At 60.6% G+C, this 21,791-nt stretch carries 18 protein-coding genes and 1 pseudogene; 5 read left to right on the forward strand and 14 right to left on the reverse strand.

What is annotated here, in order from left to right; translation table 11 throughout:
• Positions 1-79 precede the first annotated feature (79 nt).
• The 7 genes from AAEZ05_RS05475 to pssA all read right to left on the reverse strand — a co-directional run bounded on the left by AAEZ05_RS05475 (position 80) and on the right by pssA (position 8,637).
• Positions 80-853 (reverse strand): enoyl-CoA hydratase, encoded by a 774-nt coding sequence (locus AAEZ05_RS05475; protein WP_045058395.1) that lies wholly within the window; start codon positions 851-853, stop codon positions 80-82.
• 14 nt (positions 854-867) lie between these two features.
• The gene (locus AAEZ05_RS05480) at positions 868-1,995 is read right to left on the reverse strand and encodes an acyl-CoA dehydrogenase (RefSeq protein ID WP_350646761.1); all 1,128 of its coding nucleotides are present in this window, start codon (positions 1,993-1,995) and stop codon (positions 868-870) included.
• 122 nt (positions 1,996-2,117) lie between these two features.
• On the reverse strand, positions 2,118-3,311 hold the full coding sequence (locus AAEZ05_RS05485) for an acetyl-CoA C-acyltransferase (RefSeq protein WP_045058393.1): 1,194 nt from the start codon (positions 3,309-3,311) through the stop codon (positions 2,118-2,120).
• 11 nt (positions 3,312-3,322) lie between these two features.
• Complete coding sequence (locus AAEZ05_RS05490) at positions 3,323-4,084, reverse strand: SDR family NAD(P)-dependent oxidoreductase (RefSeq protein WP_045058392.1); 762 nt, start codon at positions 4,082-4,084, stop codon at positions 3,323-3,325.
• Positions 4,085-4,100: 16 nt separating this feature from the next.
• Positions 4,101-5,765 carry an AMP-binding protein gene (locus AAEZ05_RS05495; protein ID WP_045058391.1) on the reverse strand — a complete coding sequence of 555 codons (1,665 nt, stop codon included), beginning with the start codon at positions 5,763-5,765 and terminating at the stop codon, positions 4,101-4,103.
• Between the two features lie 258 nt (positions 5,766-6,023).
• Positions 6,024-7,040, reverse strand: coding sequence for an AraC family transcriptional regulator (locus AAEZ05_RS05500; RefSeq protein WP_350646762.1), 1,017 nt, complete (start codon positions 7,038-7,040; stop codon positions 6,024-6,026).
• Between the two features lie 253 nt (positions 7,041-7,293).
• Positions 7,294-8,637 carry a CDP-diacylglycerol--serine O-phosphatidyltransferase gene (gene pssA, locus AAEZ05_RS05505; protein WP_045058389.1) on the reverse strand — a complete coding sequence of 448 codons (1,344 nt, stop codon included), beginning with the start codon at positions 8,635-8,637 and terminating at the stop codon, positions 7,294-7,296.
• 168 nt (positions 8,638-8,805) lie between these two features.
• Between pssA and AAEZ05_RS05510 the strand changes: the two genes are divergently transcribed.
• The 4 genes and pseudogenes from AAEZ05_RS05510 to AAEZ05_RS05525 all read left to right on the forward strand — a co-directional run.
• A complete protein-coding gene (locus AAEZ05_RS05510) occupies positions 8,806-9,663 on the forward strand; it encodes an SDR family oxidoreductase (RefSeq protein WP_045058388.1) in 858 nt (285 codons plus the stop codon).
• A 111-nt stretch (positions 9,664-9,774) separates the two neighbouring features.
• The gene (locus tag AAEZ05_RS05515; protein WP_350646763.1) at positions 9,775-11,118 is read left to right on the forward strand and encodes a cation:proton antiporter; all 1,344 of its coding nucleotides are present in this window, start codon (positions 9,775-9,777) and stop codon (positions 11,116-11,118) included.
• A 116-nt stretch (positions 11,119-11,234) separates the two neighbouring features.
• Positions 11,235-11,522, forward strand: coding sequence for a hypothetical protein (locus AAEZ05_RS05520; protein WP_350646764.1), 288 nt, complete (start codon positions 11,235-11,237; stop codon positions 11,520-11,522).
• Between the two features lie 10 nt (positions 11,523-11,532).
• Positions 11,533-11,661 (forward strand): annotated as a pseudogene (locus tag AAEZ05_RS05525) (hemerythrin domain-containing protein); the annotation flags it as partial.
• Positions 11,662-11,716: 55 nt separating this feature from the next.
• On the opposite strand, the gene AAEZ05_RS05530 reads toward AAEZ05_RS05525, so the two are convergent.
• From AAEZ05_RS05530 to AAEZ05_RS05545, 4 genes are all read right to left on the reverse strand, one after another.
• Positions 11,717-12,253: a hypothetical protein gene (locus AAEZ05_RS05530; RefSeq protein ID WP_045058385.1), complete on the reverse strand. Its 537-nt coding sequence runs from the start codon at positions 12,251-12,253 to the stop codon at positions 11,717-11,719.
• Between the two features lie 81 nt (positions 12,254-12,334).
• The gene (locus AAEZ05_RS05535) at positions 12,335-14,257 is read right to left on the reverse strand and encodes a hybrid sensor histidine kinase/response regulator (protein ID WP_350646765.1); all 1,923 of its coding nucleotides are present in this window, start codon (positions 14,255-14,257) and stop codon (positions 12,335-12,337) included.
• Between the two features lie 84 nt (positions 14,258-14,341).
• Entirely contained in the window at positions 14,342-16,621 is a 2,280-nt protein-coding gene (locus tag AAEZ05_RS05540) for an ATP-dependent DNA helicase (protein ID WP_350646766.1), read from the reverse strand.
• Positions 16,618-18,300 carry a VRR-NUC domain-containing protein gene (locus AAEZ05_RS05545; protein ID WP_350646767.1) on the reverse strand — a complete coding sequence of 561 codons (1,683 nt, stop codon included), beginning with the start codon at positions 18,298-18,300 and terminating at the stop codon, positions 16,618-16,620. The genes AAEZ05_RS05540 and AAEZ05_RS05545 overlap by 4 nt, the downstream gene beginning before the upstream one ends.
• A 147-nt stretch (positions 18,301-18,447) precedes the next feature.
• On the opposite strand from AAEZ05_RS05545, the gene AAEZ05_RS05550 reads away from it, so the two are divergent.
• Positions 18,448-18,672, forward strand: coding sequence for a YgdI/YgdR family lipoprotein (locus AAEZ05_RS05550; RefSeq protein ID WP_122840471.1), 225 nt, complete (start codon positions 18,448-18,450; stop codon positions 18,670-18,672).
• Positions 18,673-18,860: 188 nt separating this feature from the next.
• On the opposite strand, the gene AAEZ05_RS05555 is transcribed toward AAEZ05_RS05550, so the two are convergent.
• The 3 genes from AAEZ05_RS05555 to AAEZ05_RS05565 are packed head-to-tail and all read right to left on the reverse strand — an operon-like array spanning position 18,861 to position 21,769.
• Positions 18,861-19,946 (reverse strand): polyamine ABC transporter substrate-binding protein, encoded by a 1,086-nt coding sequence (locus tag AAEZ05_RS05555; RefSeq protein WP_045058380.1) that lies wholly within the window; start codon positions 19,944-19,946, stop codon positions 18,861-18,863.
• 46 nt (positions 19,947-19,992) lie between these two features.
• The gene (locus AAEZ05_RS05560) at positions 19,993-20,334 is read right to left on the reverse strand and encodes a cupin domain-containing protein (RefSeq protein WP_122840473.1); all 342 of its coding nucleotides are present in this window, start codon (positions 20,332-20,334) and stop codon (positions 19,993-19,995) included.
• A 28-nt stretch (positions 20,335-20,362) separates the two neighbouring features.
• Complete coding sequence (locus tag AAEZ05_RS05565) at positions 20,363-21,769, reverse strand: NAD(P)/FAD-dependent oxidoreductase (RefSeq protein ID WP_350646768.1); 1,407 nt, start codon at positions 21,767-21,769, stop codon at positions 20,363-20,365.
• Positions 21,770-21,791: the final 22 nt, after the last annotated feature.

Raw genomic sequence — 21,791 nt, forward strand, 5'->3', positions numbered from 1 at the left:
AAGCACTGCGGGCAAGCCTTGCTCCCACAGTCACTGATAACCTGTAGGAGCAAGGCTCGCCCGCGATAGCCTTACGCGATTACTGGCCCTGGAACTGCGCCTCACGCTTGGCAATAAACGCCGCCATCCCTTCCTTCTGATCCTGCGTCGCGAACGCCGCATGGAATACACGACGCTCAAAGCGCACGCCCTCAGACAGGCTGACTTCGAACGCGCGGTTGACGCTTTCCTTGACCATCATCGCAATCGGCAGGGATTTAGCGGCGATCAACGCGGCGACTTTCAATGCCTCGGCCAGCAACTCATCCGCCGGCACGATGCGCGCCACGATGCCACAGCGCTCTGCTTCCACGGCGTCGATCAAACGTCCGCTCAGACACATTTCCATGGCCTTGGCCTTCCCGACTGCGCGGGTCAGGCGCTGGGTGCCGCCCATGCCCGGGAGCACACCGAGGTTGATTTCCGGTTGGCCGAACCGGGCATTGTCGCCCGCCAGAATGAAGTCGCACATCAGTGCCAGTTCACAACCGCCACCCAAGGCAAAACCGTTCACCGCAGCAATGATGGGCTTGCGGCGATTGGCCACGCGGTCGCTGTCGCTGAACAGATCGTCGAGGTAGATCTGCGGATACGTCAGCTCGGCCATTTCCTTGATGTCGGCGCCGGCCGCGAAGGCTTTTTTTGAACCGGTGAGCACGATGCAGCCGATGTTCGAGTCAGCTTCCAGGCCATCGAGCGCCTGGTTCAGTTCGCTGACGATCTGCGCATTCAATGCGTTTAACGCCTGGGGCCGGTTCAGGGTGATCAGGCCAACACGACCGTGGATTTCCAGCAAAATCGTTTCGTAGTTCACAAATGGACTCCTGTTCAAAGGTTGCGCGAGATAACCATGCGTTGAATGTCGCTGGTGCCCTCGTAGATCTGGCACACCCGCACGTCGCGGTAGATGCGCTCCAGCGGGAAGTCGTTCAGGTAACCGTAGCCGCCCAGGGTTTGCAAGGCCGCAGAACAGACTTTTTCAGCCATTTCCGAGGCAAACAACTTGGCCATCGAGGCTTCGACCAGGGCGGGCTTGCCGCTGTCACGCAAAGCCGCTGCGTAGTGCACCATCTGCCGGGCAACGGCAATCTGGGTCGCCATGTCGGCGAGGCGGAACGCGACAGCCTGATGTTCGATGATCGGCTTGCCGAAACTTTCCCGCTCCCCTGCGTAGTCCCGGGCTGCTTCGAACGCGGCTCGGGCCATGCCCACCGATTGCGAAGCAATGCCGACACGACCGCCTTCTAGGTTGGCCAGGGCGATTTTGTAGCCTTCACCCTCCTCGCCCAAACGGTTGGCCACTGGCACCTTCACGTCTTCGAAGAGAATCTGGCAGGTGTCGGAGGCGTGCTGGCCGAGCTTGTCTTCGACCCGCGCGACTTTGTAGCCCGGTGAATCGGTGGGGACGATCAGGGCGGTGATCCCGCGCTTGCCTGCGCTCGGGTCCGTCACGGCAAACACGATCACCACGCCGGCATTCTGCCCGGAGGTGATGAACTGTTTGCAGCCGTTGAGCACGTAGTGGTCGCCTTCCAGGCGGGCACGTGTTCTCAGGCCACTGGCATCGGAACCGGCCTGGGGTTCGGTGAGGGCAAAAGCGCCGAGCATGTCGCCCCTGGCCAGGGGTTTGAGAAAGCGTTCTTTCTGCTCATCGGTGCCGTAATTGAGGATCGGCACGCAGCCCACCGAGTTGTGCACGCTCATGATGGTCGAGCACGCACCGTCACCGGCCGCGATCTCTTCCAGGGCCATGGCGTAGGCCAGGTAACCGGTGTCGCAGCCGCCCCATTGCTCCGGCACGAGCATGCCGAAGAAGCCCAGGTCGGCCATTTCGCCGATGGCTTCGGTGGGAAAACGATGCAGGCGGTCCCACTCGGCGGCGAACGGTTTCAGCCGTTCCTGGGCAAACTGCCGTGCCGCGTCGCTGATCTGGGATTGTTCGTCATTGGGAATCATGCCAAATCCTTGAATATGAAATACCCCGTATAGGAGCTGCCGCAGGCTGCGATCTTTTAATGATGATCTTCAAGGTCAAAAGATCGCAGCGTGCGGCAGCTCCTACAGGGGGGGTGCGGGTTTTAGTACAGGCATTCCACAGCCATGGCCGTGGCTTCACCGCCGCCGATGCAGATGGCTGCAACGCCGCGCTTCAAGCCTTTCTGGCGCAGCGCCGAGAGCAGGGTCACCAGGATCCGCGCGCCGGATGCGCCAATTGGATGGCCCAGTGCGCAAGCCCCGCCGTGCACGTTGACTTTTTCATGGGGGATTTCCAGTTTGGCCATGGTCACCAGGCTGACCACCGCAAACGCTTCGTTGACTTCAAACAGATCGACCTGGTCCAGGGACCAACCCGTCTTTTTCATCAACTTGCGGATCGCGCCCACCGGGGCGACCGGGAACAGGCCTGGGGTATCGGCAAAGGCAGCATGCCCGTGAATCACTGCCAGCGGCTTGATCCCCTGTTTTTCGGCAGCGGAGCGGCGCATCAACACCAGGGCCGCAGCGCCGTCGGAGATCGAGCTGGAGTTGGCCGCAGTCACGGTGCCACCGTCGCGGAACGCCGGCTTGAGTGAAGCAATCTTGTCCAGTTTGGCTTTCGGCGGCTGTTCGTCGTTACTGATTAGCACCTGTTCCTTGCCGACGGTAATGGTAAGCGGGACGATCTCGTCCTTGAAACTGCCGTCCTTGATCGCCTGCTGTGCACGGGTGGTCGAGGCAATGGCAAAGGCATCCTGGGCTTCTCGGCTGAAATCGTTGGTCTCGGCGCAGTCTTCGGCGAAGGTGCCCATCAGGCGTCCCTTGTCGTAGGCGTCTTCAAGCCCGTCGAGAAACATGTGGTCCATCACGCGACCGTGACCCATGCGGTAACCGCTGCGTGCGCGGTCCAGCAGGTACGGCGCGTTGGACATGCTCTCCATGCCTCCGGCGACGACCACCTCGGCACTGCCGGCGACGAGCATGTCGTGGGCCAGCATCGTCGCTTCCATACCCGAGCCGCACATTTTGTTCAGCGTGGTGCAGCGGGTTGATTTGTCCAGCCCGGCACCCAGCGCGGCCTGGCGCGCCGGGGCCTGGCCAAGGCCTGCGGAGAGGACGCAGCCGAACAGCACTTCCTCGACCAGAGCAGGGGCGATGCCGGCGCGTTCGACGGCGGCGCTGATCGCGGCAGCACCCAGTTGCGGTGCGGTGAGACTTTTCAGTTCGCCCTGGAACCCGCCCATGGGGGTGCGCACGGCGCTGACAATAACAATCGGATCGTTGGCAATAGTCATGACGAATTCTCCTACCTGGCGGCCATGCGCAAGGCACCGTCGAGACGGATCACCTCGCCATTAAGCATGCTGTTTTCAATGATATGCCTTACCAGCGCGGCATACTCGTCCGGTTTCCCGAGCCTGGGTGGAAACGGCACGCCAGCCGCCAGGGACGCGCGTACTTCAGGCGTCATGCCGGCCATCATCGGCGTCTCGAAAATGCCCGGGGCAATGGTCATCACGCGGATGCCAAAGCGCGCCAGCTCGCGAGCGGCGGGCAAGGTCAGGCTGACGATAGCGCCCTTGGACGCTGCGTAAGCCGCCTGGCCGATCTGGCCGTCGTAGGCAGCGGCCGACGCAGTATTGATGATCACCCCGCGCTCGCCGTCGCTATCCGCTTCAGTCTCGGCAATCGCCGCTGCCGCCAGGCGCAGCATATTGAAGCTGCCGATCAGGTTGACATTGATCACCTGGCTGAAGCTGGCCAGCGCATGCGGGCCGGTCTTGCCGAGGATTTTTTCGCCGCGCACGATACCGGCGCAGTTGACCAGGCCATTGAGGCCGCCGAAGGCTTTCACCGTGGCTTGCACTGCGGCTTCGGCGGCGGCCTCATCACTGATGTCGGCGACCACACTCTGCGCGCCAAGGCGCTGGGCCTGAGCGGCGACGGCGTCGGCGTTCATGTCTACCAGCATCACTTTGGCACCGGCGGCCACCAGCATTTCAGCGGTGGCGGCACCGAGCCCGGACGCACCGCCGGTGACGAGAAAAACCTTGTTTTCGATCTGCATCACAGTTTCCTTGGATTCAAGCTGAAACGTTCTTCGCGGCGGCCTCTTGAGCCTTGGCGATTTCCTGGTTGCGCAAGATAAAGCGCTGCAATTTGCCGCTTGGGGTTTTCGGCAATTCGCTGACAAATTCGATTTCACGGGGGTAAGAATGCGCGGCCAGTCGCTTGCGCACGTGCTGGCGCAGTTCTTCGGCAAGCGCCGGGTCGGCGCGGTATTGCGCACTGAGTACAACGAAGGCTTTGACCAGCTCGGTGCGCTCCGGATCAGGCTTGCCGACCACCGCCGCCTCGACCACGGCCGGGTGCTCGATCAGCGCGCTTTCCACGTCGAACGGCCCGACCCGGTAGCCGGAGGTGGTGATCACGTCGTCACTGCGCCCGACGAAGCTGATGCTGCCATCGGGGTTCCACTCGACGGTGTCGCCGCTCAGGTAGTAGTTGCCGACGAACGCTTTGGTGGGCGCGCCTTCGTAACCGGCGAACCAGCACATCGGTGACTGGCTGCGATCGATGGCCAGGATGCCCGGCTGACCGACGCTCAGTTCCTGGCAGGCTTCATCCAGCACCACAATGCGGTGGCCGGGCGAGGCAAAGCCGGCGGCGCCCATGTGAATCGCGTGTTCCAGGCCGTGGTGATTGCACAGCACCATGCCCAGTTCGGTCTGGCCATAATGGTCGTGGATGACCACGTTCAGGTTGTCGGCGAACCAGCGGATCACTTCCGGGTTCAGCGGTTCACCGGCACTGCTGACAATGCGCAACCTGCCTTTGATGGACCGGGCGAACTCGTCGCCGCCGGCGATCAGCAGTCGGTAGGCCGTTGGCGAGCCCGTGAGGTTGGTGATTCCATATTTGTTGATGACCCGGCAGGTACTTTCGAGGGTGAACGGGCCGTCGTAAAAGGTAATCGGATGCCCCATCGCCAGTGGCCCGGTCACGCCGAAATAGATGCCGTAGGCCCAGCCGGGATCGGCGACGTTCCAGAATGCATCTTCGGGGCGCAAGTCGACCGCATCGCGGGTGTAACTCTGGAACGCGACGATGGCCTTCAGGGGCACGGACAGGGCTTTAGACGGGCCGGTGGTGCCAGAGGTGAACATCAGCAGGAAAGGGTCTTCGCCAGTGAGCAGCAACGGTTCGCAGACAGCAGGGTAATTGGCCAGCTCAGCCCAGAAGCTGAAATCGCCACGAACAATGCCCTGGCCTTTTGGTCCTGCGACGGTAACGATGGTCGGGCAGTTCTCGACGTCGGCGAGCTTGCTGCGATTACCCGCATCGGTCACCACCACCTTGGCACCGGAACTGCCCAGACGGTGCTCGATGGCCTTGGGGCCGAAGGCGGTGAACAGTGGTTGATAGACCGCACCGATGCGCCAGGTCGCGAACACCGTGACCAGCAGTTCGATATTGCGAGGGAGCAAGCCGGCAACCTTGTCGCCTTTGCGCACGCCCTGCTCCAGCAGGAAATTGGCGAAACGCGCGGCTTTGTCCTGCAAGTCGCTAAACGTATAAGTCGCGCTCGAACCGTCGCGCCCCTCCCAGAACAGCGCAATGCGCCCGGGCAGTGCGTGCCGGTCGCAACACTCGACGCAGGCATTGAGCGCCGTGAGGTCGCCGGCCAGTGCGGCATCGACGGTGTGCTGATAATCGAACTGTGAAGTGGCAGTCAGGTAGTCGTGCATTGCCAGAATCCCTCTGTATTTTTATTAGGTTGGGGGGAACCGTAATCAACAGGAGAAATAGTCGCTCTGTGCGCCGGGCGGGACAATGGTCAAAGCTATCAAGTTGTCTGACTGGTTTGGCCAAGGTTAGGTAGGCGTTGCGGCTGCAATGGCCTAATCGCGGGCACGGTCACTCCCACAGGAGCTGTGTGCTGACGCTAAAACTGTAGGAGCGAGCTTGCTCGCGATGGGGCCAGTCAGGCCACTACACAATCCCGCTCAGTCCGGCTCATTCAGTATAAGACTGCGGTAATGCCCGGGATTGGACCCCGACCACTTGCGAAACGCCTTGTAGAACGAGCTGGCATCGGCAAACCCCAGGCGCGTGGCGATTTCGGCAAAGCTGATCGCCGGGTCCGCCAGCCAGACGATCGCCAGCTCCTTGCGCACGCTGTCCTTGAGCCCCTGGTAAGTCTGCCCCTCCTCCGCCAAGCGGCGGCGCAAGGTCGAGGCCGACATGCACAATTGTTGCGCCAGTGCCTCGGTCTCCGGCCAGTCCTGGGCGGTGATCTGCCGCAAATCGTGCTTGATCCGGCTGGCCAGGCTCTGTGGATCGCGGTATTTCACCAGGATATTGGCCGGGGCATGGGCCAGGAAGCGCTTGAGCTCCTCGGGACTGCGGCGGATCGGCATGTCCAGGCAATCGGCGGCAAAAATCATGCGAGTGCGGGGTCGATCGAAGCGCAGGTTCTCGGAAAACATCACCTGGTAGTCGTCCAGAAAATCCGGTGCCGGGCAGCGCAGTTCAATCGCCAGGATCGGTATTCGCCGCCCGGCCAACCAGCAGGCGACGCCGTGCACGATCATCCAGTAGGTAAAGTAGGTGAACGCGCGCTTGGCGGGTTGCTCATCCTCGATCAGCACGATTTCCGCCAGGCTCTGCTGACGCACCAGTTGCGCAGGCAGGTGCTGGAACATCAGCGAGAGAAAGTCCAGGCCGCAGGTCAGGCCCGTCATCAGGCTGGGCTGGGCCATGGCGCTGCGGCAGAGGAATTCGAAACTGCCGGAGCGCAGTGGGCGCGGATCCATGCCAAAAAACTCATCGTCGCCCCGTCGGGCCAGCAGCCGCCACAGCCGTGCATAGGCCGTCGCCGGCACCCGGGCATGCGCGGTACCGAGTAACGCCGGGGCAATGCCGACCTTTTCCAGTACTTCGGCGGTTGCCACGCCGGGCGCACAACTTTGCAACAGGGCTTCGCGCACCAGTTGGATGGAGATAGTGTCTTTTTCCGACATTAAATCAGGCAGGCCAGGTTGTTATTCGAATATCGCCATCTTACATGCAGGAGGCAGCTTGCTGGCGATGGTCGTTAACGATCACGCGGGGTGCCTGATGCCCCGAGGCGGCCTCTGGTTTTTCGCGAGCGAGCTCGCTCCTACACAGATTTGTAGGAGCCAGCTTGCTCGCGATGGGCGATAACGATAACGCGGGAAACCTGACACCCCGTGACGCACTCGGGTTTTTCGCGAGCGAGCTCGCTCCTGCAAGTTACAGGATCCGGTACAGCAGCCTCTCGATCCGCACGCGGCTGACGCGCTTGAGGAACTTGGCCACCGCTGCCGGGTATTCCACCAGCGTTTCCAGGTCCTGGTATCGGCCAATGCGCGTGGTGTGCTGGAAAATCTGCCCAAGCTCTTCCCTGCGCGGCGCCAGCAGCTCACCTTTGGGATCATCGATCAGCAAGGCGTTTTCCAGGTCGAGACGGAACGCCCGCGGGTTCAGGTTATTACCGGTGAGCAAGGTATAACGCTGGTCGACCCACATACCCTTGAGGTGGTAAGTGTTGTCGCCGTCCTTCCACAGGTGCAGGTTCAACTGGCCGCTGTCGATATAACGCTGATGACGCTTGGCGAAACGGCGCAGGCTGATTTCGTACAGGTATGGCAACGCCGCGATCACCTTGAACGGCTCGCTGGGTGGAATGTAGAAATCGTTGGCTGTCTTGTCCCCGACCACGATGTCGATCTTCACGCCCCGTGCCAGTGCCCGATTGATTTCCCGGGTCACGGCCAGCGGCAGGTTGAAATACGGCGTGCAGATGGTCAGCTGCTGCTGGGTGCTGGCGATCAACTCGCCAATCACCCGGCTCAGCGGATTGTTCTTGCCCACGCCGAGCAGCGGGCTGACCGACAGCCCGCCTTTGTCCGTAGTCCCACTGGTGGTGTCATACGTCGCGTGCTTGAGGCGGCTGCGCAGGTCACCGATATCGTTGCGCAGGCTGCGGGTGGTTGGCAGATTGGGCAAATCCAGGCGATTGACCGCCTTGGAGGCGATCAGGCCGTGCTGCACCAGGTGCTGCATCGAGTCCGCCAGGTCGCGGTTGTGCAACAGGTGATAACGGTCATAACGGTACTTGTCGAACTTGTGCAGGTAAACGTTGTTCAGACTGGCGCCGCTGTAGATCACGCAATCATCAATTACAAAACCCTTCAAGTGCAGCACGCCGAACAGCTCACGGCTCTGCACCGGCACGCCGTACACCGGCACTTCGCTGGCATGGGTGCGTGTGGTTTCCTGGTACCACGCCGAGTTGCCCGGCTGCTTGCCGGCACCGATCAGGCCACGCTGGGCGCGCAGCCAGTCGACGACCACCACAACATCCAGTTCCGGGCGCGCCAGTTTGGCGGCATGCAGGGCATCGAGGATCTCCTGGCCGGCTTCATCCTGTTGCAGGTACAGCGCGACGATGTAGATGCGTCGGGTTGCACTGGTGATCTTTTCCAACAGGCAGCGACGAAACTCGGCGGCGCCCGAGAGGATGGTGACGGCCTCGGCGGTCAGCGGGAAACTGCGCAGTTTTGGCAGCAGGGAGCGTTTGAAAAGCGACGGCATAGGGCTCGCAAAGGGTCGAATCCGAAGAGTCGCAGAGCTTACACCATGGCGTCGCGCCTGGCACAGCGTGTTGACCGTTCAACCCTTTCACCGAAAATCCAACCGAACCCACGCCAAAAGCCCAGGGTCCACCCTCTGACTCTTTCGCCTTGAGATTGGAGATTCACGATGAACGACTATCCAAAACCGCCCTTCCCCAAACAGGCACAACCCGTCCCCGGCTCCCAGAAAAAAATGGATCCCTACCCGGACTGCGGCGAACAAAGCTACAAAGGCTCCGGCCGGCTGGAAGGCAAGATTGCCCTGATCACCGGCGCCGACAGCGGCATCGGCCGCGCCGTGGCGATTGCCTTCGCCCGCGAAGGCGCCGACGTGGTCATTGCCTACCTCAACGAACATGAAGACGCCGAGGAAACCGCCCGCTGGGTCGAACAGGCCGGCCGCCAGTGCCTGCTGGTGCCAGGCGACCTGGCGCAAAAAGCCCAATGCCAGGCGGTGGTCGACAAGACCGTCGAACGCTTCGGTCGCATTGACGTGCTGGTCAACAACGCTGCGTTCCAGATGACCCACGAGAATTTCGAAGATATCCCGGACGAGGAGTGGGTGATGACGTTCGATGTCAACATCACCGCGATCTTCCGCATCTGCCAGGCGGCGTTGAAACACATGAAGCCCGGCAGCTCGATCATCAATACCAGCTCCATCAACTCGGACATGCCCAAGCCTACCCTGCTCGCCTACGCCACCACCAAGGGCGCTATCGCCAACTTTACCGGCGGCCTGGCGCAGATGCTCGGGCCGAAGAACATCCGGGTCAACAGCGTCGCACCCGGGCCCATCTGGACGCCACTAATCGTCTCGACCATGCCCGACGAAGAAGTGCAGAACTTCGGCGCCGAGACCCCTTTGGGGCGTCCCGGGCAGCCTGTGGAGGTCGCGCCGATCTACGTGCTGCTGGCCTCGGATGAAGCCAGCTACATCACAGGTCAGCGCTACGGGGTTACCGGTGGTAAACCAATGCTGTAACCGTCGCGCAGCCAGTCCTCGGGCTGTGCCTGCTGACCATCAACCGGCGCGCGAACGTCGGTTGAGCATACTCCACGCTGTTTCACGGCCACCTTCCTGCGGGACGCAAGCATGAGCTTTACCATTTGGATGGCCGTCCTGGGTGCCGTGTTGCTGACCCTGGCATTGACGTCGTCCTATCTGCGCTGGAAACCCGTTACCACCTCGGCGGTATGCCTGGCGCTGGGCGTCGGCATCGGCCCCACGGGCCTGGGCGTATTGAAACTGGATGTGGACGATGCATCAGTGTGGATGGAACACCTGACCGAAGTGGCGGTGTTGTTTTCCCTGTTCGTTTGCGGTTTGAAGCTGCGCGCTCCCTTCAGGCAAAAGAACTGGCGAGTGGCACTGGGCCTGGCGGGCCCGGTCATGATGCTGAGCATCGCCGGGGTTTGTCTGCTGCTGCACTTCCCGTTCCAGTTGCCTTGGGGTGTCAGCGTACTGGTCGGCTCGATCCTGGCGCCGACCGACCCGGTGCTCGCGTCTCTGGTGCAGGTTAACGATGCCCGCGACGACGACAGCGTGCGGTTCGGGCTGTCCGGCGAGGCCGGCCTGAATGACGGGGTCGCCTTCCCGTTCGTGATTCTTGGATTGCTCCTGCTGCAACAAGACGGTAATCCTGGCTGGCTCGGTGATTGGGCGCTCGGCCGATTGCTCTGGGCAGTGCCGGCGGGGCTGTTGATCGGGTACTGGATGGGCCGTGGAATCGGCCGGTTGACCTTGTCCCTGCGCATTGCCAACGAAGACAGCACACTCTCCCCCAACGACTATCTGGCCCTGGCCCTGATCGCATTGGCCTATGTCGGCGCCGAGTGGGTTCACGCCTACGGCTTCCTGTCTGTTTTCGCCGCTGGCCTGGGGTTGCGTCAGGAAGAGGTCAAGTCCACGGGCGATGCCCAGGTGCCGGCCGAACACCTTGTGCAGCCAGTGGTCGGTCACCAGAACGTAGATCCGCAGCAAGCGGTGCATGGCGACACCGATAATCTTGAAGATTCCCAAGTGGCCGCCGGCATCATGATGGGCGACATGCTGGCATTTGGCGGTCTGGTGGAGCGCGCCATGGAAGTATTCCTGGTGACCTTGCTCGGCGTGGTGCTGATTGCGCACTGGGACTGGCGCGCGCTGCCGATAGGTGGCGCATTGTTCCTGCTGATCAGACCGCTGAGCGTCCTGGCCATGCCCTGGGGCGGTCTGCTCGAAAGTCGCCAGCGCCTGTTGATCGGCTGGTTCGGGATCCGCGGGATCGGCAGCCTGTATTACCTGTTCTACGCCCTGAACCACGGGCTGGACCCGTCAGTCGCGGCCTTGTGCACCAACCTGACGTTGTCGGTGGTGGCGTTGAGCATCCTCGTGCACGGGATCAGCACCCAACCCATCCTTGCTCGATACGAACAGCGTAAAAAACGAAAAAACTGATTTTTTGCTCAGGGTTTTATCGTCGGAATAATCGAAATTTAACGCTCATAAATTTGAAATCCTTCGCCGGTGCCGCTGCCTATTAATCATTAACAGTCCGAACAAAGGTGCCAGCCATGATCCACTACTCCACCCGTGATGAAATTTCAGCCTGCCGCGAGTTCGCCCTGGCACGCAACCGCCAGCTATTTGAAGAAGCCGAGACGCTGAATCAAGCCGCCTTCGCCCTCCTCGAAGGCAGCGAGCTGGATGGCGAGCAGTTCGACCGCTACCAGGCAATGCGCAGAAAAGCCGACTTGAAATTCGAAGAAGCCATTGAGCATCTGCGCCTGTTGAACGAGGACTTCCCTTCGATGCCGATGGCGGTTGCCAATCCCAAACCCGCGCACGAATCCAGAGCGTGATATCTAATGCGAACAGGTTAGGTTCCCTGAAGCCCGGGAGCTGTTGGGCAAGGCTGAGCTGCAAGAACTTGGGGCGCAGATGGAGAGTTTGAAAGCACAGTACAAGAAAGAGATGAGCGCCGCTAATCTGGCGGCTTGATTGCAAATGCTAGCCTATGGCGAGGGCAAGCCCCCCGCCACAGGCCTAGGGCTGATCAACCACCAGGATTGGTCACCTGAATAAATACCGCATAAGTGCCCAGCAATACCCAAAACGTCGCAAAAATCCACGGGGTTCGCACTGAAAACAGTAGCGACTTGCGGTACCCCTTGTGCGAAGACTCCATCTCGCTGAATAAAGGCGATTCATCGTAGGCCAGGCCCATGAGGGGTTCACTTCTCAACAGTTCGCTCTGTTTGAAATGCCAGTGATCGATGATGTCGTACGCCGCCCTGATGCCGGGCCAGGCATTCAGGGAACTCAGCAACCCCAGCAGCGCCAGGAATGGCGGCACGACCAAGGTGAACAGCTTGCCCCACTCGGGGTTGAGGTTTGCCATACAGGATGCAAACGCAATGACCAGGAACGACTGCGCGGCCAGGTAGGCATCCGTGCGGTTGGCCAGGATGCTGGTCTCATACTGGATTTCCCTGCGGTAGAAATCCAGGCGTTCCTTGGGCGAACCGAACATTTTGGCATTGTGTTCGGTCAAGGCGTCTTCAGCCGGGGCTTCGGTCAATATTCTGGGCACGGGGGTTCTATCAGGTCGGAAAAAGAATTAGAAGATCCGGCTTGAAACTAGTTCAGCCGGATTTCGTTCCCTGGCCTGCACTTACTTTAAGGTCGAGGCAATGATTTCTACCAGGTTGAGCTGGTTGAATGGCTTCGACAGCCGCGGCAGATTGGCAGCGAAACCTTCCAGTCGCTCGGCGAAGCCGGTGGCGATGATGATGGGGATGCCGGGGTTTATCTCCTGGATGGCATGCGCCAGTTGCGCGCCGCTCATGTGCGGCATGGCCATGTCAGTGATCACCAGGTCGAATGGCTGATCTGCGCTGAACAATTCCAGCGCTTTCGCTGCGCAGTTCGCACCTGTGACCTTATGGCCCAGGTCCTCCAGCAGTAGACAGGTGCTGGTCAGGACCAGGCTGTCATCGTCCACCACCAGTATGCTTATCCGTGAAACAGGCGCAGACGCTTGGGTTTCGGCCTGCGGTTGGGTTGTGCCGCTGGCAGCCGCCACCGGCAACCACAACTCGGCCGTGGTGCCTTTATCCTTGTGGCTCTTGAGGATGAAACGGCCACCCAGCTGTTCGATAAACCCGTGCACCATCGACAGGCCCAGGCCGGTGCCCTTTCCAAGCCCTTTGGTGGTGAAGAACGGGTCCATTGCCGAGGCGAGCGTGGCGTCGTCCATGCCTTCGCCGTTATCACTCACGCTCAGGCAGATGTATTGCCCGGCCGCCAGAGACAGAGTCGATTGCGCATGAATCTCCACGGCTTGGGCACTGACCAGAATTTCTCCGCCCTGGGGCATGGCGTCGCGGGCATTGGTTACCAGGTTCATCACGGTCAATTCAAGCTGGTTCATGTCGGCGAGGGCCGGCTGGAGTCCTGGCGGGAAATGGGTTTCCAAACGCACGGACGGCCCCAGCGCGCTGCGTAACAGTCCGGTAATCCCCTGCACCATTTCCGCAACCTGGACCGGCTCGGTCTTGAGCTCCTGGCGTCGGGCAAAAGCCAGCATACGCTGGGTCAGGGAAACCCCGCGCAAGGCACCTTGGGTAGCGTTGTCCACCAGGCGGGTGATTTTTGGTTCGTTGACTGCGCGTTTGCGAATGATCTCCAGGTTGCCCAGGATGACCGTCAGCAAATTGTTAAAATCGTGGGCGATCCCGCCACTGAGTTGACCGATCGCCTGCATTTTCTGCGCCTGGAACAGCGCTTCGCGGGTTTGTTCCAGAGTGCGCTGTGCCGTGGTGGCCTCGGTGATATCACGCGTGATCTTGGCAAAACCCAGCAAGGTTCCGGTCTCACCCCAGATGGGGTCGACCACCACATGCGCCATGAACCGCGTACCGTCTTTGCGCATACGCCAGGCCCTGTTCTCGAACCGGCCTTCGCGCACCGCCGTGTCCAGCGCCCGTTGCGGTTCGCCGGCAACGCGATCTTCAGGGGTATAGAACATCGAAAAATGCTGGCCCACCACCTCCTCAGGGGCATAGCCCTTGATTCGTTGAGCCCCTGGGTTCCAGTTGGTCAGGCGCCCTTGTGGGTCGAGCATGTAGATGGCGTAGTCAGTGACTGACTGCACCAGCAGGCGGAACTGTTGCTCGCTTTGCTTGAGCGTTTCCTCGGCCATCTTGCGGTCGGTGAGGTCGCGGGTGATCTTGGCAAAACCGAGCAATTGACCATCGGCGTCACGAATCGGGTCGATCACTACATGGCACCAGAAGTGCGAGCCATCCTTGCGCACGCGCCAGCCCTCGCCTTCGAAACGGCCGTCGCGGATCGCGGTATCCAACGCTCGTTGGGGCAGGCCGGCGCGACGGTCGTCCTCGGTGTAAAACCGTGAAAAGTGCTGACCCAGGATCTCCGCCTCTTCATACCCCTTGAAACGCTTGGCCCCGGAGTTCCAACTGGCGATTGTGCCATCGGGATCGATCATGTAGATCGCATAATCGACCACGGCATCGATCAACAAGCGAAAGCGCTTCTCTTCGATGGCACCGGCTTTCCTCCGATCCTCGCTCATTCAACCCTCACGTGAATTTGGTTTTCGAGAGTATGGGACATCCGGCGGAATTGAAAAGCTGCAATTAGAGGCAATCAATTGCCTTTATCCGCCAGCAAGACAGGCGGCGGGACCTAGCGCCCACCAGCGTGGCAGCAATTGCTTGACCTTGCCCTGCGCGAAACGGTCATCGATCAGCATGACGACGCCTTGATCCTGCTGGGTGCGTATCACCCGTCCGGCCGCTTGAACCACTTTCTGCACGCCGGGATAGAGGTAGGTGTAGTCATAACCGGCGCCGAAAATCGCTGCCATACGATGCTTGAGTTGTTCGTTGATCGGGTTCAACTGTGCCAGGCCCAGGGTGGCGATGAAAGCACCGATCAAGCGCGCGCCGGGCAGGTCAATGCCCTCGCCAAACGCGCCGCCCAGCACCGCGAAGCCGATGCCCTGGCTGTCGGCGGTGAACTGGTCGAGAAAAGTCTGGCGCTGCCCTTCCCCCATGCCTCGCGATTGCGACCACAGGTTGATGTGCGGATGGGCCTCGGCCAGCCGCTGCGCGACTTGCTGCAGGTAGTCAAAGCTGCTGAAAAACGCCAGGTAATTGCCGGGACGCTCGGTGAATTGCCGGGCCATCACCTCGACGATGGGCCCCAGGGACGCCTGGCGATGGACAAACCGCGTGGAGATCTGGCTGACGATATGGACTTGCAACTGGTCGGCGTGAAACGGCGATTCGACATCGATCCACACGGTGTCGGGCGGCGTGCCCAGCAGGTCGGCGTAATAGTGACGGGGGCTGAGGGTCGCGGAAAACAGCACGGCCGTGCGCGACGCTGTCAGGCGTGGGCGAATGAAACCGGCAGGCACCACATTGCGCAGGCACAGGGTCGAGAGGTTGTGCTTGCGCTCAAGGTCGCGCTTGCTGATATCGAAAAGGTACTGCTCATCGAAGAGTTCGGCCACTCGGCCAAATTGCAGCATGTCGAAATAGAAGTTCTGCAGGCCACTGTCGACCCCTTGCGGATGATCGTTGAGGTAGTCGCCAATGCTCGCGCTGCAGGAAAACAGCGCCTGCAGGAGCTTTTCCGGAGCACGGTCATAAGCCTGATAGGCGCCCAGTTGCTGATTATGCAGGGCATTCCATTCACGATGGACCCGTTGCAGCGACTTCTTCAGTGCCTCGGGCGCGGTTTTGCGCACCGCGTTCAGGGCCGATTGGTCGAGGCTGGCGCTATACATCTGGCGGCCCCGTTCGACCAGGTTATGCGCTTCATCCACCAAGGTCGCGACTCGCCAGTTATTGGCCTGGGCCAGGCCGAACAGCAGTGCGCTGAAGTCAAAGTAATAGTTGTAGTCGGCAACCACCACATCGGCCCAACGCGCCATTTCCTGGCTCAGGTAATAAGGGCAGACGTCGTGTTCCAGCGCCACCTCGCGCAAGGCTGCCTGATTCAGCAGGGTCAGCTCGCTGGCAGCCTGGCGCGCGGCCGGCAGGCGATCGTAAAAGCCTTGCGCCAATGGGCAGGACTCACCGTGGCAGGCTTTGTCGGGATGCTCGCAAGCCTTGTCGCGGGCGATCATCTCAAGCACGCGCAACGGCGGCGCGTCGGCGCTGTCGATGATCACCTGCGCCGCGTCCAGTGCCAGTTTGCGCCCCGGGGTCTTGGCCGTCAGGAAGAAAATCTTGTCCAGTTGCTGAGGCGCCAGGGCCTTGAGCATCGGGAACAGTGTGCCGACGGTCTTGCCGATGCCGGTGGGCGCCTGGGCCATCAGGCAGCGCCCGGTGCTGACCGCCTTGAACACCGACTCGGCCAGGTGGCGTTGCCCGGGACGAAAGCTGGCGTGGGGAAACGTCAACGCCTGCGCGGCGAGGTTGCGTGCCTCGCGATGGGCCACTTCCTGCTGCGCCCAGTGCAGGAACAGTTGGCAATGGTGCTCGAAAAACTGCTCCAGCTGTGCAGCACTGAACGCCTCGACCAGGCAGGTTTCCTTTTCGCTGACGATGTCGAAGTACACCAGGGCCAGGTTGATCTGCTCCAGGCCGGCTTTCTGGCACATCAACCAGCCATAGATCTTCGCCTGGGCCCAGTGCAACTGCCGGTGATTGGCGGGTTGCCTGCTCAGGTCGCCGCGGTAAGTCTTCACTTCCTCCAGGCAGTTTTGTACTGGATCGTAGCCATCCGCCCTTCCCTTGACGCGCAAGGTCCGGTAATGGCCTTCGAGCGCCACCTCGGACTGATAGTCCCCGCTGCGGCGCGAAGCAACCGTGCGGTGACCGACGATGCCTTCCAGGGCAGTAGGCGACGGCGTGAAACGCAGGTCCAAGTCACCGACCTTGGCGGTAAACTCGCACAACGCCCGCACTGCGATGCTGTAGCTCAAGCGCCCTGCTCCGCCCACTGCACGTAACAGACGGCAATGGGCATCTGGTGCTCATGACAAAACTCCAGCCAGCGCAATTGATTGTCCTGCAGGCGGTCGCCGGGGCCTTTGACTTCGATCATGCGGTAGGTCTTGTCCTGCGGCCAGAACTGGATCAGGTCCGGCATGCCGGTGCGGTTGGCCTTGATATCCAGCAGCAGGCGATTAAACCAGTGCCGCAGGTGCTCGGCGGGCAGGCACGCCAGCGCCTGGTCGAGCAACTCCTCGCTCAACGCGCCCCAGAACACGAAAGGCGACTGCACGCCCCATTTACTGGAGTAACGCTCGCGTATGGTCTGCAGGTAGCGACCGTCTTCCAGTTCGGCCAGGCACGCGGCGAACAACTCGGCGCGCCGCGAATGAAAGTCTTCGTAAAGCAAGTCCGCTGGACCGCGCTGAAACGGATGGAAGAACGCGCCAGGCAAAGGCGCAAAAATCGCCGGCCAGCACAGCAAGCCGAACAGCGAATTGATCAGGCTGTTTTCTACGTAGTGCACGGGCGCCGTCGCCTCTGCCAGATGCACTTGAACGTAGCGTTCCACCGACAGTTCATCCGCCGATACTGCGGGATCAAACCTGGGCAATTGCAGGTCCAGGCGCAGCATTTGTCGCGGCGACGCCCGCTTCATGGGCGGTCCGCCGAGCTTGCGGCGCAGCCTGGGCAGTATCCTGAGCACATGCTGCTGCTCAGCGGCGCTATGCGGTAACTGCTGCGCATGCAGGGCCAGGTCCAGGGCCAACTGATATTCGGCGCAGCGCTCCAGCACGCGAATCAGCCTGACTCGCGCACCTGGGTAAGTGCAGTGACGATAAAGGGTCACGGCGTTGACGAAATCTGCAATGCGTTCGCAGTGCTGGCCCATCTGGAACATCAACTTGCCGCGGCGCCTCGACAGCCAGGGGTTGGTCAGCGTGAGACTGTTGATCTGTTCGACGATCTCCGACAGCGCTTCACCCGCTTCGAAGCGCATCTGGCAGTCGTGCAGGTAAAGACAGGCATCCACGTCCTCGCGACTGCACAACCCGCGCGAGTCGGCGCCGATTTCGATTTTCTCGTAGGTGAAGATGCCCAGGTCGGCCAGCACGAATTCGGACCAGTCCTGGTAAAGATTGCCGAAAAACATCAGGCGCAGGCGATCGCACAGGCCCATGATGGTCAAGGTGAACAAGCGATCCCCGAGGGGCGCGCACCATTGGTTGAAGCTCTGGGCCCCGGGGTGCAGCTCAATCAGGGTCGGCAACCAGTCGTTCTTCTTGCCCCTGGGCTGAGTGATCGCGCTTGGAAAACACTGCAGCACTTCGGTCTTGAGCAACACCGGGAACAGGGTTTCGATGGGCAGCGCACTGTGCTCGTCGATCCAGCCCAGCGTGATCAGCCGCGCGGCAGCCTGGGCAATGTCGCCTATTTCGACGTACTGCAATTTGCTGGCGCGAAAATGAATGCCCTTGCGCATGATCAGCCTCACCAGCAGTGCCCGGGATTCACGGGGCAGCTGGTTGAATTCGCCAATGAAGCGCTGCTCCTCGTCACTCAACACGTCTGCATACCGATGCTCAAGCCAATCAAGCACTTGCATGAAGTTGTTAAGGTAATAGAACGGATCGTCGAGGGGGTTAGCAGTCACAGAATCAGGCGCCATGGCAATACAAGTACTGGTTATGCGTACAGATAACAGCTCTGGGCGGTTAGGCGCAAATGGAAAAAGATAAGCGGCTGGCGAACTTTTCAGCGTTCCACTGCACCAACGCCGATAGGGATACGCTTTTTTGCATTTCGAGAGGTGAATATGAACATCAAGACCCTGGGCCTGCCACTGGCCGTTGCGACCCTTCTGGCGCTGGCAGGTTGCTCCACCGCCACGGTGGTGACCCTGCAGAACGGCACTCAGTACCTGACCAAGGACATGCCGAAAACCGAAACAAAGGATGGTTTTTACGAGTTTGAAGATATTTCCGGGTCGAAGGTAAAAGTCCGCGCGGCGGAAGTGGCCACGGTCCGCGAGGAAGATTAAACAAGAGCAAAGAGCAAACAGGGTGATTGAGGCCGATGTTTGCTCTCTGTCGAGTCGGTTACTTGCAGTGGCTTGTGCTGGCTTTGGAGTGTTGATTAACCCGGGACACGCACACAAACACCTGTCAGGAATGACAGGCCGTTTGTGTGGGGGTGGGTCGATAAACCCCTCAGGTAATCGATTCGCGCTTAACTCCCCGTACGAATCTTGTTCCACACCCGCGTACGAATCCGGTCGATGTTCAGCGGCATGGCTTCCAGCGCAAACAGCTTGCCCATCATCTCCTCACTCGGGTAAACCTTGGTATCGTTCTTGATCGCAGGGTCAACCAGGCCGTCCGCCTGCTCGTTACCATTGGCGTAGTGCACATGGTTGGTAATGCTGGCCATGACGTCCGGACGCAGCAGGTAGTTCATGAAGGCATAGCCAGCCTTTTCGTCGGGGGCGTCGGCGGGCATGGCTACCATGTCGAACCAGATCGCCGCGCCTTCCTTGGGAATGGCGTAGCCGATTTCGATGCCATTGTTGGCTTCCTTGGCGCGGGTCTCTGCTTGCAGGATGTCCCCGGAGAAACCGACCGCCACACAGATATCGCCATTGGCCAGGTCGCTGGTGTATTTGGATGAATGGAAATAGCTGACATAAGGCCGAACCTTGATCAGCAGCGCTTCAGCCTTCTTGTAGTCTTCGGGGTTTTTACTGTGGTGTGGCAGGCCCAGATAGTTCAGGGCGGCCGGCAACAGTTCCGGGCCGTTGTCGAGTATCGCAACGCCACATTTCTGCAGTTTTTGCATGTTCTCGGGCTTGAAGATCAGGTCCCAGGAATCCACCGGCGCGTTGTCCCCCAGCACTTCCCTGACCTTGGCCACGTTGTAGCCGATGCCGGTACTGCCCCACAGGTAAGGAAAACCATGCTCGTTGCCGGGATCGTTGGTCTGCAACGCCTTGAGCAGCACCGGGTTGAGATTCTTCCAGTTGGGCAGCTGGCTCTTGTCGAGCTTCTTCAGCGCCCCGCCCTGGATTTGCCGAGCCATGAAGTGGTTGGACGGAAACACCACGTCGTAACCGGATTTGCCGGTCATCAACTTGCCATCGAGGGTTTCGTTGCTGTCATACACGTCGTAGCTGAAGCCGATGCCGGTTTCTTTCTGGAAGTTCTTCGTGGTGTCGGGCGCAATGTAGTCCGACCAGTTGTAGATCTTCACAGTCTCGGCCGCCTGGCTGAGGCTCGCGACCAATGCAAGGGGGGCCAGGGTCAGGGTCTTTCGCAGCATGAGTCGATTCCTGTTTGGGTTGTTGTTTTGGCAGGCAATCAAAGGATCAGAAAATCAGGACGTAAGTCTTGCGCACGGTCTCCTGGATATCCCAGGTGCCGAGGCTGTTCGCGGGCAACATCAACGCATCGCCGGCTTCTATGTGCAGGGTTTCGCCGTCGTCCGGGGTGAAGGTGCAGCGGCCCTGGATGAAATGACAGAATTCCTGGGCCACGATCTGCCGGCGCCAGCGCCCCGGTGTGCATTCCCAGACGCCGGTTTCCACCCCGTCGTCGCGCTCGACACTAGTGGTTGAGGCTACAGCCACTGGCGTGCCGAGGGGCACGGCGACCGGGTTGGATTCTTCCAGTGCCAGGGTGGCAGTGTTCTTGAATTGGGTGATGCTCATGGGGAGTACCTGTCGTTGAAAACGCTGTTTAGTGCATGAAACCTTCCATGAAACCCGCCACGCCACTCGCCAGCTTGCGCCGCCAGGGCGCGCTGGTCGGGTTAGCCAGGGTCTGGTCTTCGTGGACGAAGCTGCGGATGATCGCGTTGTAGCCCAGCCACCGGCAGGGCTCTGGCTCCCAGGCCCGTAGGGCGGCCAGGCCGGCCTGGGGAATGACCCAGGGCTGGCGAACCAGTTCGGTGTCGCGCTCCAGGATCAGGTCGGCCAAGGTGCGCCCGCCCAAATTGCTGGCGCCCACGCCCTCCCCGCCATAACCACCGGACAAGGCAATGCCGCCGGATTGATCGCACAGCATGTGGGGCTTGAAACGTCGGGACATGCCCAGGTTGCCACCCCAGCCGTGGGTAATTCGCACGTTCTTGAGCTGAGGGAACAGCTCGCCGAACAGATACCGGCGCAACTCCACTTCGTGGGTTGTCAGGTCAAAGTTGTGGCGCAGCTTGCCGGCGAACTGGTAGCCACCCCGGGCGCCAAACACCAGGCGATTGTCGGCGGTGCGCTGGCCATAGGTGACCTGACGGCTGCTTTCGCTGAATGCCTGGCCGCGACTGAGACCAATTTCATCCCAGGTGGCGGCGGATAATGGCTCGGTGGCAACGAGCAAGCTCTGCACAGGTAATTGATACCGCCCAAGCGGTGGCAAGGTGACGGAGTAACCTTCTACGGCCGGCACGATCCAGCGACTGCGCACTTGTACCTTGTCCGTACGCAACGACCCCGACTGCCAATGGCTGACCGGGCTGTTCTCGTAGATCCGCACGCCCATGCGCTCGACCGTGCGGGCCAGGCCGCGAACCAGTTTGGCAGGGTGGATGGTGGCCACATGAGGGGCGTAAATGCCGCCGTATGGCTTGGCGAGGCGAATCTGCTGCGCCAGTTGCTCGGGGCTGAGCCAGCGGTAATCTTTTTCAGTCAGGCCTTGTTGGTAAAGGCCGTCCAGGTAACGCCGCAGGCTGGTCTCCTGTTCGGGGTAGCGGGCCGCGCAATACAGGGCGCCACCTTTGCGGTAATCACAGTCGATAGCCTCGCGTTCGAGGACGATCTCCACTTCGTCAGGGATAGCGTGCAGCAAGTCGAAGGAGGCGCGGCGATCTTCGGGGGACAGGTTCGCCAGCAGCCGGTCTTCACCGAGCAGATTGCCCATCAACCAGCCACCGTTGCGCCCGGATGCACCGAAGCCTGCGGTTTGCGCCTCGATGATGGCGATGTTCAAACCCGGTGCCAGGCGCTTGAGGTAATACGCTGTCCAGAGTCCGGTGTAGCCGGCGCCAATGATGGCCACGTCGACATCCAGGTCTTGTTCCAGCGCCGCACGCGCTGTCAAAGGATCATCGAGCTGATCCATCCATAAACTGATAGTGCGCCATGCTGGCATGCTGGACTCCGCCACTGAACTT

The organism is Pseudomonas sp. HY13-MNA-CIBAN-0226, from assembly GCF_040310305.1.
GTDB lineage: Bacteria > Pseudomonadota > Gammaproteobacteria > Pseudomonadales > Pseudomonadaceae > Aquipseudomonas > Aquipseudomonas gregormendelii.